Annotated in this window: 10 protein-coding genes and 1 pseudogene; 7 read left to right on the top strand and 4 right to left on the bottom strand. The window is 39.9% G+C overall.

The window, feature by feature from the left end:
* Positions 1–45: 45 nt before the first annotated feature.
* Positions 46–465: pseudogene (locus L650_RS0106000) on the bottom strand (energy-coupling factor ABC transporter permease); the annotation flags it as partial.
* A gap of 5 nt (positions 466–470) precedes the next feature.
* Positions 471–1,277 carry an exodeoxyribonuclease III gene (gene xthA / locus L650_RS0105995; protein ID WP_029772525.1) on the bottom strand — a complete coding sequence of 269 codons (807 nt, stop codon included), beginning with the start codon at positions 1,275–1,277 and terminating at the stop codon, positions 471–473.
* 241 nt (positions 1,278–1,518) lie between these two features.
* Here xthA and L650_RS0105990 point away from each other — a divergent pair, with 241 nt between their 5' ends.
* The 4 genes from L650_RS0105990 (at position 1,519) to rluB (ending at position 4,301) form a co-directional block, all read left to right on the top strand.
* The gene (locus L650_RS0105990; protein WP_004587783.1) at positions 1,519–1,950 is read left to right on the top strand and encodes a hypothetical protein; all 432 of its coding nucleotides are present in this window, start codon (positions 1,519–1,521) and stop codon (positions 1,948–1,950) included.
* A 221-nt stretch (positions 1,951–2,171) separates the two neighbouring features.
* Positions 2,172–2,693, top strand: coding sequence for an EF-hand domain-containing protein (locus L650_RS0105980; RefSeq protein WP_029772524.1), 522 nt, complete (start codon positions 2,172–2,174; stop codon positions 2,691–2,693).
* A 151-nt stretch (positions 2,694–2,844) separates the two neighbouring features.
* Positions 2,845–3,435 carry an SMC-Scp complex subunit ScpB gene (scpB, locus tag L650_RS0105975; protein ID WP_029772523.1) on the top strand — a complete coding sequence of 197 codons (591 nt, stop codon included), beginning with the start codon at positions 2,845–2,847 and terminating at the stop codon, positions 3,433–3,435.
* Positions 3,432–4,301 carry a 23S rRNA pseudouridine(2605) synthase RluB gene (gene rluB, locus L650_RS0105970; RefSeq protein WP_004587786.1) on the top strand — a complete coding sequence of 290 codons (870 nt, stop codon included), beginning with the start codon at positions 3,432–3,434 and terminating at the stop codon, positions 4,299–4,301. Before scpB ends, rluB begins: the two co-directional genes overlap by 4 nt.
* A 228-nt stretch (positions 4,302–4,529) precedes the next feature.
* On the opposite strand, the gene L650_RS0105965 is transcribed toward rluB, so the two are convergent.
* Positions 4,530–5,276, bottom strand: a complete 747-nt coding sequence (locus tag L650_RS0105965; RefSeq protein ID WP_004587787.1) for a YciK family oxidoreductase — start codon at positions 5,274–5,276, stop codon at positions 4,530–4,532.
* Positions 5,277–5,503: 227 nt separating this feature from the next.
* Here L650_RS0105965 and L650_RS0105960 point away from each other — a divergent pair, with 227 nt between their 5' ends.
* Positions 5,504–7,933, top strand: a complete 2,430-nt coding sequence (locus tag L650_RS0105960; protein WP_029772522.1) for a VolA/Pla-1 family phospholipase — start codon at positions 5,504–5,506, stop codon at positions 7,931–7,933.
* A 100-nt stretch (positions 7,934–8,033) separates the two neighbouring features.
* The gene (sohB, locus tag L650_RS0105955; protein WP_029772521.1) at positions 8,034–9,050 is read left to right on the top strand and encodes a protease SohB; all 1,017 of its coding nucleotides are present in this window, start codon (positions 8,034–8,036) and stop codon (positions 9,048–9,050) included.
* 62 nt (positions 9,051–9,112) lie between these two features.
* Here sohB and L650_RS0105950 read toward each other — a convergent pair whose 3' ends face one another.
* On the bottom strand, positions 9,113–10,444 hold the full coding sequence (locus L650_RS0105950; RefSeq protein ID WP_029772520.1) for a dicarboxylate/amino acid:cation symporter: 1,332 nt from the start codon (positions 10,442–10,444) through the stop codon (positions 9,113–9,115).
* A 188-nt stretch (positions 10,445–10,632) separates the two neighbouring features.
* Here L650_RS0105950 and L650_RS0105945 point away from each other — a divergent pair.
* The coding region (locus tag L650_RS0105945; protein WP_029772519.1) for an Ig-like domain-containing protein at positions 10,633–12,320 on the top strand (1,688 nt) is incomplete at its 3' end.

The raw sequence follows: 12,320 nt of genomic DNA, 5'->3' as shown, positions 1-12,320 counted from the left end.
CCGCTCAACCCTGTTGGAGTCTGGGATTAAAATGCGCTAGCCGTGAGAGCACACAAAAATATAAACAAAAAAGTGACGCGGTAAATACTGATAACTCATTATAAAGCCAAGGTAGCTTAATAATGTAGGAATAAATGCACCAAACAGTATTTGCATGGGCAAAAGATTAAGATCAATGTTTGCAAAAGCTGCCAATAGGGCACTGNCCAGTAGGCTACTTAAAATAGCAAGGCGCCACCCTAAAATTAGCGTTGCGGCAGTTACACCTAAAATGTGTAAATCAAGACCGCTTAAAATACCCGCTTTAATTTGCCATAACATGGCAAACACTAACGCACACGCAAGTACCCCTATTTGCCGTGCAGGCGTTTTATAAAGTGCTTTATAGGTATTTTTTTCTACGCTTATAAAGGTAATAATTAAAACAAGGGCCCAAAGTAGCCCTTGCATTTTAAGCGTTAACATAGCAATTATTTAAAGGTTGACCAAATTGGCGCATGGTCAGAGGGCTTTTCTATGCCGCGTAATTCGTAATCTATGCCGGTATCAATACATCGCTCGGCAAGGGCATGGGTAGCAAGTACAACATCAATGCGTAGGCCACGATTATCTACAAACCCTTTAGAGCGATAATCAAACCACGAGTATTTGTCGCTTGTATCAGGGTTTTGCTCTCTGAAGGTATCTTTAAAGCCCCAATTTAATAATTTAGCAAGCCATTCGCGCTCCTCTGGTTGAAACGAGCATTTACCTGTTTTAAGCCAGCGTTTAGCGTTTACTTCACCAATACCAATATCTAAATCGGTAGGCGAAATATTGATATCGCCCATAACGATAACATCTTCATCGGGCGTGTGGTTTGTTTGTAAATGGGTCATTAAATCTTTGTAAAACTGGCGCTTATAAGGGAATTTTGTTTCGTGATTTATATTATCGCCTTGTGGGAAATAACCATTCATTACTGTTAGGTCGCGGCCATTTTCTTGCTCAACTGTCACACTTATCATGCGTTTTTGTGCTTCTTCAGTGTCGCTGGCAAAACCTTTTAAGACCGATTTAGGCTCATTTTTGCATAACATTGCCACACCGTAGTGCGCTTTTTGACCATGAAAATAAACGTGGTAACCCATTTTTTGTACGTCCTCGAGAGGGAACGCCTCATCATGAACTTTAATTTCTTGCAAACCAATAATGTCTGGCTGGTGTTTATCTATAATTGCTTGTAACTGGTGTAAGCGAGCTCGCAGACCATTGATATTGAAAGAAATAACCTTCATAAAATTTACCTTTAATTAGACTCTGTTTTTATAGCTAAATTGTATCAGTAAATAAGCCTACATAACATGATCGAAATGAGAAAATAGCTGCGCAAATGTTGATCAATTGGTGCGTAAAGTTTAAACATTGTAAATGCTTTATTAATTATTTAAATAAATAAAAAATTCAATTGATCTCGTAATTATTGAATATATAATGCGCAAAAATTACTTGTTTAGTCGTTTAAATAGGATCTCTCTCATGAAAACACAATTACTTTTAGCTACTGCTTTATTAGCCTCTGCGTCTGTATCAGCAAAAAGCAACACTTACTTTAGCCAAGATAATAAACTTGAATCTAAATTATGTGTATTAAGTGCAAATGAAGGCTTTAGCGCAGCGCGTAAAGAAGCAGCACAACACGGTGTATACTTATCGCGTTTTTCTAAAAGTGTTTTATGTAATGGTCAAGATATTCGCGACATTGCTAAAAAAGTAACGTCTAACCAAGCTGCTGAATCAAAAGTTGAAGTGTTTGCAAAAGATGCACACCAAGAAACACAGTTATGTATCACAGCGTTAAAGCAAGGCCTTGCGCCTGTTCGCCAAAAAATTGGTAACTTAAACTCGTTAAAGTGTAACGGACAAAACGTAACTGAATTTGTAAAGCGTTACCAAAACGCAGCAATCTAATTTCGCGGTAACATATAGATTAAAATAATGCCCAGTTTATACTGGGTATTTTTTTGCAAAAATTACAAGGTATGCAGCAATCATTGCAAAGCTAAGTAATTGATTAATGTATATAAAACAATCTAAACTCACGTAACTTATTGATTGTTGGCGGCTTGTGCACTTTGGCATTGGACTTGTATTAGTTAAAGTGACATTTACTAACTACAAGGATACGTCTTATGAAAAATTTAACACTCGCAACAACTATTTTAGCTTCGTTAAGTTTAGCCGCATGTGCCTCAAACCAAGGCCTTGAAAAAATCGATAGCGATTTTGCAAGTTTAGATAACGACAGTGATGGTTATATTTCAAAAGTAGAAGCAGATGACGATAGCATCTGGGGCCACTTTTCAAATATTGATACCAATATGGATAACGAGATCAGTCGTAAAGAATTTAACACTTACATGCAGTTAAATACCGGTAAGGTAGCGACTGACAGCGAAGTAAGTGAGTCGGCGTTTAAAGCTAAAATAGCTAAATTTGATAAAATCGAAAATGATTTTAGAAGTTTAGATAACGACAAAAATGGTTACATCTCAGTAGAAGAAGCTGACGATGATGATATTTCAAACCATTTTGGTTACATGGATGGCAACAATGATAAGCGCATCAGTAAAGGTGAGTTTAAAGGCTACATTAGCAAATACGGTAAAGCCGTTGCTGAAGATGATGCACTAAAGCATTATAAAAACAGCTAATATTAGCTAAATACGCTACACATAAGAGCCAGCATTAATTGCTGGCTTTTTTGTGCATTTAATTTGTTTTAAAAGCAGATATATTTTCCCCCTTTTGCGATGTTCTGTCATAATAGATGGCTACGTATTTTAAAGGGCAAAGCAAAATATTATGGCGGGTCGTCGAATTAGTGATGAACAATTAATTGAGATCATTGAAGCGGCTATATTTGTCGCAGACAAACCTGTTAGCAAACGCCACTTAAAAGATACTGTACTGGCTGATTTAGCTATTCCTATGTCACGAATTAACACTGCAATAGACGCTATACATACTCACTATCAAACACGTGGCATTAAGCTAGTTGAAGTAGGCAGTGGCTATCGCTTTCAAGCGTGTAGTAGTTTAAGCCCTTGGCTTAGTAATTTATGGCAAGAACGGGCACCTAAGTACTCTCGCGCACTACTAGAAACATTGTCGTTAATTGCCTACAGGCAACCAATAACGCGTGGTGAAATAGAGCAAGTACGAGGTGTAACAACCGGATCAGCAATTATTAAAACCCTCCTTGAGCGAGAGTGGGTTAAAGTAGTAGGGCATAAAGAAGTACCTGGTAAACCAGCGCTTTATGCAACAACAAAATTATTTTTAGATTATTTTTCGTTAACCGGTTTAGATGAACTTCCTGCATTGCCAGCGCAACAGGAAAGTAAAATAAACCAGTTATTAAGTGATCCTTCTGTGAGAGAACCATCCGAATGAGTATTCAAGGTGAAAAGTTACAAAAAGTCCTAGCCCGTGCAGGGGTAGGCTCACGACGTGAAATGGAAAAATACATTGATGCAAACCGCGTTAGTGTTAATGGTAAAGTGGCTAAATTAGGTGACCGTGTTGAGGAAACAGACTTAATACGTGTTGATGGCCACAGCGTAAAAATTGAAGAAAAAGCCGACCGTATTTGTCGTGTAATTATGTACAACAAGCCAGAAGGGGAGTTAAGTACACGTAAAGACCCAGAAGGACGTCGTACCGTTTTTGACCGTTTACCACGCATAGACGGTGAGCGTTGGATTGCTGTTGGTCGCCTAGATATTAACACGGCAGGTTTAATGTTATTTACCAACGATGGTGAGTTAGCTAACCGCTTAATGCACCCAAGTTATGAAGTTGAGCGTGAATATTCAGCCCGTGTATTTGGTGAAGTGACCAATGAAACCATTAAAAACCTAACGCGTGGCGTAGAGCTTGAAGATGGTCCGGCTAAGTTTTTAACGGTTAAATCTTTGGGTGGTGAAGGGATTAACCGTTGGTACAATGTAACGCTAAACGAAGGACGTAACCGCGAAGTTCGCCGCTTATGGCAATCGCAGGATGTAGAAGTATCGCGCCTTATTCGTATTCGTTACGGAAAATTAGAGCTAGATAAGCGCCTTCCTCAAGGTGGTTGGGCTGAACTTGATTTAGAAACCGTTAACTATTTACGTAAAACCGTTAAATTAGGCCGCGAAACACAAACTAAACTGTCGGTTATGCCTGAAAAACGCAAAGACAAGCGTGCTAAAATTAACCAAATTCGTAAAGCGGTTAAAAAGCATAACCAGCGTGTTAAACAAACTAAGCGTAAGTAATACCAATCCGTAATAATACTTAATCATTTTGCGGGGCTAAACGTGTCGCTACCTAGGTAAAAAAATGCTCATTTAGCACAGCTAAATAGCGAATTTTTTGCCAAGCGAACAACACGTTTTTCTAGCCTTAAAATAGATAATTTAATTAAGCGAATTGGTATAATTACCAAAAATTACCGACAAAAAAGCCGCAATGTATGCGGCTTTTTTTATAATTAAAAATGTAGTTTACTTTTTTTGTTGCGCATCGAGAGATTCACCGTTTACATCGCTCGAGTCATCACTCATTAAATATAAATACGTTGGCATTAAATCTTCTGGGGTAGCAAGCTTATCGCGATCCTCCCCTGGGTACGCTGATGCGCGCATAGAGGTACGTGTTGCGCCAGGGTTTATACAATTTACACGGATATTGGTTTTACCTACTTCGCAGGCCCATGTTTGCATCATGCCTTCAACTGCAAATTTAGATATTGCATAAGGCCCCCAAAATTCGCGCCCTTTACGGCCAACGCTTGATGAAGTGAAAACAATAGAGGCATTTTCTGATTTACGCAGCACAGGGAATAGCGCTTTGGTGATCATTGCTTGCGCAGTAACATTCACTTTCATGATGTTTTCAAACGTAGAAGAGCAAAAGTGCTCAAGTGGCCCGAGCGAACCTAAAATACCGGCATTATTTAATAAGCCGTCTAATCGGCCAAATTGACTTTCGATTGTAGCTGCTAAATCGCGGTAGTTTTGTTTTGTCGCGCCTTTTAAGTCCATTGGCACAATAGCAGGCTGAGGGTAACCAGCATTGACAATCTCATCGTAAACGCATTCGAGCTTATTTGTTGTTTTACCAAGTAAAATAACTGTCGCGCCATGCTTTGCGTAGGTAATTGCTGCTACGCGGCCAATACCATCGCCGGCACCTGTAATTAAAATTACTTTATTTTGAAGTGCATTTGGAGTTGCTTGATAAGTTTGCATATAAATACCAATTTATAAAATTTTTTTGATTTTAACATAGCAAATCGTCAAGTAATCGAATTTATTGAAAATTTAGGTGGCGGAATTATAAACTTTACGTTAAGTTTAACTGGTCTAATGTCTCATTAATAAACTGATTACATTGTTTTAACTTTACTACACTGATTAAACACACTTACTTTGAACGAACACACTATAAAAATAAAGATATGTGCGGAGCCAACAATATGAAAAAAATGCTACTCTCACTCTCGGTTACAGCTGCGTTAGCAGGTTGTGGCGGCGGAGAAACATTAGAAGATGTTAAAAACGATACTGCAACCATAATACCTAATGCCACGGTGACCTTTGACCCTGCGAATGGGGTTTTATCTGTCCCTAACGATTTATTAATGAGCGGCACTCAAGACGGTACAATTAATATTCCAGGTGAATTAGACGATGATAACGTCTCTGTGCCTCGCACTGCTTATGCAGATCCGCAATTAGCGCTAGGTGCGTTAGATGGCTGGTCATCGCAAGTGCCTTACAAAATTGATTTAACTTTCCCTACAGGCGTATCGCTTGATGAAACCTCTGCAGCGTCGCCTGGTACAGTAAGAATTTTTGAAGTGGTTATGGGCGCTAGCTTAACTGATGCAGAATGTGCTGTTGTTACAGCTGGTTCAGCGTGTAAATTGGTAGGTGAATTAACCTACGGCGTAGACTTTATTTCTCAAGCCTCTGGCGATGCAGTTGCTATTATCCCATTAAAACCTTTCACACCAGGAAGTTCATACATAAATGTATTAACCACTGGATTAAAAGACTCTCAAGGGCGTTCTATTCAGCCTTCTTCTACTTACGCTTCTGTAAGTGAAGAAGCGCCATTGATTACTGATGCTCAGCTTGGTCTTCAAGCTGCAGTAAATAGCTATGAGAATGTGGTTGTAAGCTCAGGTGATATTACAAAAGATGATATTATATTTTCTGCTGCTATGACCATTCAATCAGCAGGTCCTGTGCTTGGCACAATTAAAAACTTACTGGCAGCTAGCTTACAAAATGATGCTTTGCCAACACCAATGGTAAGTGTACCTGAACAAGCAATGGTAAATGTGCAGCAAGTATTTGCAGCTGCGGGTGTTAGCGTATCGGATGCGTTCTCTGGTGTGCAATATTTAAAAGGTAGCGTTATGTTACCTATGTATTTAGGCACCCCAACAGGCACTGAAATAAGCGATTTAAATGATACATATTGGCAAGGTATGTGTGACAACGCGGTAGCTGTTTTAGGTTACAAAGCTGCAGCAGGCGAAGCTTTCCCTGCAGAGCCAATTAGCGATAATGATGGGCTTTGTGCTGCGCTAAGTGACGGACAGTTGCGTGATTTAGGTTTAGACACTACGCGCCACTTAACTAAGTATAACTCAATTCCTAAAGTGCAAAGCATGGCGAATGTGCCAGTGCAAATAACCAAACCTATTTTACCGGTTATTAATTTTATTCGTGATTCACAAGGTCTTGATCCAATTGAAATGCCAGAAACTGGCTGGCCAGTTGTTATTATGCAACACGGTATAACAACCGACAAAGAAAGCATGTTGGCATTAACTGCACAACTTTCAATTCAAGGTTTTGCCACAGCGGCGATTGACCATCCTCGCCATGGTGAGCGTGGTGTAGATGTTGATGCTGATGGGACAGATGACTTTAATGCAACAACAGGTTCAGTACTAAGTTACATGAACTTAAACTCGTTGTTAGTGGCTCGTGATAGCTTGCGTCAATCATCAGCAGATTTATTAGGCTTACGCTTAGGCTTAAACTTTATTAATGATGAGACAATTAATGCACAAGATGTAACCTATGTAGGGCATTCTTTAGGCTCTATTGTTGCACCTGCATTTATAGCTCAGGCTAATACTCCGCTTGCAGATACAGTTGACCCATTATTTAAGGTAAACACTGTAGCACTTGCCAGTGGCGGTGGCGGTATAGCAAGCTTTTTACTTGAATCGGCTGCGTTTGGGCCATTTATTCAAGGCTCTGTATTATCGCAAGCTGGTACAGCAGAGTCGCAAGAGTTTAACGAGTTTTTACAAGCGGATGCTATTTCAAACTGTGGTACATTATTACCAGATATGGAAGCGTTTTTAACTTGTGGCTATCAGGCGTATGTAACCTCACTTACTACGGCAGGGGAAACTACAAAACTTGCCAACATCCAAGCGGTAATGACCGAGTTTGCTTTTGCAGCGCAAACCGCACTTGATAGCGGAGACCCAACAAATTACGCAGCAGCGGTAAATGCATTAGGTACCCCTGTATACACTAATGTAGTTGTAGGCGATGGCGCAGATAACAAACCAGACCAAGTTATTCCGCCAGCGGCAGCAAATAACCCTATATCGGGCACAATTCCGTTAGCAACATTAATGGGGCTTGAAACAGTAAGCACTTCACAAGCACTAAGTGAAACCCCGGCGAGTTATTTGGTGAAATTTACAAAAGGGCACCATGGCTCAATTTTAACGCCAGCACAAGACGATGCCCAAGCGGCAACTGTTGAGGGCAGTGCAGCAGCAAACGCTGAAATGCAGCTCCAAGTAGCTACTTATTTAGCTGCACGCGGGCGTATGTTATTAGTCAGTAACCCAGAGGTTGTGACTGATTAATCAGCAAATACCTTATTAACCTTGAAAAGCCACTGTTTAGTGGCTTTTTTTTGTTATAAAGCATGATAAATTAGCTTAAATTTATAAATGGAGAGACCAGTTGGAATTTTTATACGAATACGGTTTGTTTTTTGCTAAAACGGTTACCTTTGTTATTGCTATTGCAATTATTTTAACCCTTATTGTGGGTTCAGCAGTAAAGCCTAAAGCTAAAAAAGGAGCCATAGAAATAGACGATTTGTCTGAGCAACTAGATGACTTAAAACACAGTTTTTTAGAGAATACTTTAACTAAAAAAGAGTTAAAGGCGCATCATAAAGCGCAAAAAGTCGAGTCTAAAAAAGCGGCAAATGATGAGCCGAAGCCACGGCTATATGTTATTGATTTTATAGGTAGTATGGACGCTCATGAAGTTGAAAGCCTACGCGAAGAAGTGACCGCAATTATTGCCATTGCTAATCCTGAGAAAGATAAAGTATTAGTTCGCTTAGAAAGTGGGGGCGGCGTGGTGCATGGCTATGGTTTAGCTGCATCGCAATTACAGCGTTTTAAAACTGCAGGTATTAAGCTTTCGGTTTCTATTGATAAAGTAGCAGCGAGTGGCGGTTACATGATGGCCTGTGTGGCCGATGAAATATTAGCGGCTCCTTTTGCTATTGTTGGCTCTATTGGTGTAATTGCACAAATACCTAACTTTAATAAAATTTTAAAGAAAAACGATGTAGAGTTTGAGCAAATTACAGCTGGCGAATTTAAACGTACGTTAACCTTGTTCGGCGAAAACACAGATAAAGCCCGCGAAAAGTTTCGTGATGAAATAGAGCAAACACATGGTTTGTTTAAAGAGTTTGTAAGCAGCCAACGGCCAACACTTAATATTGATAATGTGGCAACGGGTGAGCATTGGTTTGCAACACAAGCAATTGAAAAGGGCTTAGTTGATGTAATTAAAACCAGTGATGATGCGTTATTAGAGCAACAAGCTGAGCGTCAAATATACAAAGTAAAATACAAAATTAAGAAAGGATTAAGTGATAAGTTAGCAATTGGGCTAAGTAGCTCTGTAAATAAAGCAGGCGTTAATTTAATGTCGCGTTTTAAAGCAATGAACCCATAAAACGTTATTAAAGGTAATAAAAAACCCTTGCATAGCAAGGGTTTTTTTATGGGCTTTAATAATTACTCAGTAGATTTGTGGTAATCTTCTAAGTCTTTAGCTGCGTTCGGGTCGTTAAATATTGTTTCATCTAATTGACCTTCTGATTTAGCAACCACACAAGTTACCATACAGTCACCCGTTATATTAACGGCTGTGCGCGTCATATCGAGTAACCTGTCAACACCAATAATAATTGCAATGCCTTCTACTGGTAAACCTACTTGGTTAAGTACCATTGCAAGCATGATTAAACCCACACCAGGCACACCCGCGGTGCCTACCGAGGCAAGCGTTGCGGTTAGAATAACCATTAAGTAATCAGAAATCGTTAAATCAACAGCAAACACTTGTGCAATAAATACTGTTGCCACGCCTTGCATAATGGCTGTGCCATCCATGTTAATGGTAGCGCCTAGCGGAATAGTAAAAGAGGCAACCGAGTTGTTCGCGCCGAGTTTTTTGGTCGCAGTTTCAAGTGTAATAGGCATAGTCGCGCTTGAGCTTGAAGTGCTAAAACCAAATAAACACGCATGTTTCATTTTAGCTAAAAAGGTAAGCGGGCTAAGGCCTGTTAATACTTTTAAAATAATACTGTAATTAATAAACGCGTGAATTAATAACGCCGCCACTACTACAAGGAAGTACTTAGCTAGGCTGAGTATTAACCCCATTTCGATAGTGGTAAAAAGTTTAGCCATTAAAAAGAACACACCGTAAGGTGCAATGTTCATTAGTAGCGTTACTAGTTTTAAAATAACCGTGTTTAAATCTTCAAATACTGCGGCTACACGTTTACCTGCTTTGCCACTTAGCGCCATTGATACACCAAATAAAAGCGCAAACACAATAACTTGCAGCATGTTCCCTTTAGCCATTGCTTCGAATGGGTTAGTAGGGAACATATCGATAATCACTCGCGCTAAGGTAGGGGCTTCTTTAGCATTGAAGCTTGCATCTGATGGCAGTGCAATGCCTTGACCTGGGTTAAATAATAACGCCAGTGAAATAGCTACGGTAATTGCCACGGCAGTTGTAACTAAATATAAGCCAATCGATTTACCACCTAAACGGCCTAATTTTTTAGGATCGCTTAAGCTACACGTACCACACACAAGCGATACAAATACCAGCGGCACAACCAACATTTTTAAGCTGGCAATAAAAATTTGTCCGCCAACATGAAAAAGGCCATCTACAAAAAAAGCTTTAATTGGCAAAGAGAATAACCCAAGAGGAATTAGATAATCGTCTTCACCAGCTAATATAGCCTGAAATAAAAAGCCTACTGCAATACCCAGTGCCATGCCAATCATGATACGGGTAGTTAAACTCATTGAACGTATTTTAGACATATTCCCTAATCTATTTTTTCAAATTTGCCATAGACTACCAGCAAGGAAATATTTACTACAGAAAAAAATAACCTTTGCGGAATTATTTACATAAAAAAGTGACAAAAAACTGTGATATTAGACTAAGTTATAGGTTAATATTAGGTAAACAACTATTAGTAAATAATAACAACGCTAGGGAGAGGTCCATGCCTTTAACGCGACTACTCAGCATTACACTATTTAGCATTTTGCTTTGCGCTTGTGGTGGTGGTGGAACAATCGAAAAAGACGGCACCATCGGAGATGATGACGATTCTACTACAGAAACATCCACTTTCACGGTAACTTTAAAAGGTTACTTACAATCTAGTGACACTGAGTCAAACACGGTCACAGCGGCTGCTCCTTTAGAGCTTAGAGCTACTTTAGAAGATGAAGATGGCGATGCAGTCTCAGGTGAGCGTATTACTTTTACCCTTGCTGACTCAATCGGTGAACTAAACCCTACAGCAGGTACAGCGTTAACCCAATCAGATGGTATAGCGATACTGGAACTTACCGCGGGTGAAAATGCAGGAGCTGGTGAAGTAACAGCAACCTATACAGTAGATGGCGAAAGTTACACCGATACGTTTGCATTTGAGTCGGATGGCGCACAATCAACAGATCCACAATTGAGTGTAACGCTTGTTGATTCATCTGGGGCTACGACTCGAAGTGTTGATTATTTAAACCCTGTTACCGCGCAGGTTGAACTATTAATTGATAATGAACCCGCTGCTTACCAATTAATTGAGTTTGTACTTACTGGTTTAGGGAGTATAAATCCTACAAATGGTACAGCTTTAACAAACGAACAAGGCATTGCAACAATTAGCTTGCTTGCAGGGACTGAAGCTGGGGCTGGCTCTATTGTGGCCACCTACACCGATAACGAAAATACTGTTTATAGCTCTGAAGGTTATACATTTACAACTGAAGGGGATGCGCCCATTCAAGGTGAATCATTAGACTTTTCTATCGGTTTAAGTCTTACCTCTTCAACGACGTTATCAGAAATTAGCACAATCAGCGCCGCAGATAGCGCAGTTGTTAAAGCAACTATTCTTGACGGAGATGGCGTTGAAGTTGAAGGGGCAGTTGTAAACTTCTCATCAACTTTAGGTAACTTAATCCCAAGTATTGGTACTGCACTAACGAATGAAAGTGGTGTTGCATCAATTAACTTAACTTCGGGTACTGTAGAAGGTGCAGGCGTTATAACAGCCCAGTACGAAGGTGTTGAGCAAACGCTGGGTTTTTATACAAAAGGTGATGCTGTAAATCCAGACCAAAGTACTGCTGATATTAGTTTTTCAATCCTAGAAAATTGTCCAGCAGACTTTAAATCTCAAAGAGATGCAAGCCAGTGTGATCTAGTAACTAGTATCTCAGGTGATTCAACGGCGATTCTTTATATCGAAGTGACTAACGAGAATTCGACAACTCCTCTTACGCAGACCCTAGTAACAGCGAGTACAACAATTGGCTCAATTACACCTTCAACTGGCACGGCTATTACCGATGCAAATGGTATCGCACTTTTAGATATAGTTCCTGGTCAAGATGTAGGCGCCGGTGAAATTACTGTGTCAGTGCTCGATAGCGATTTAACTAAGGCATTTCAAATTGCTGCTGTAGATGTTGAAATTGCTATTAGCAGCTCGGTTGCAGACGATGAACTATTAGCTGCAGGTGCAACAGCACTTATCTCAATAGAAATTTCAAAAGACGGTGAGCTATATACCACACCACTTACTGTTGAATTTTCATCTGGTTGTGTTGGCTCTGGCCAAGCACTTATAGACGAAACAGTAACCAGCATTGGCGGCTTTGCACGCTCTACATACCGTCC

This window comes from Pseudoalteromonas sp. TB51 (assembly GCF_000498055.1).
In the GTDB taxonomy this organism is placed as follows: Bacteria; Pseudomonadota; Gammaproteobacteria; order Enterobacterales; family Alteromonadaceae; genus Pseudoalteromonas; species Pseudoalteromonas atlantica.
This window is presented reverse-complemented; position numbering and strand designations above follow the sequence as displayed.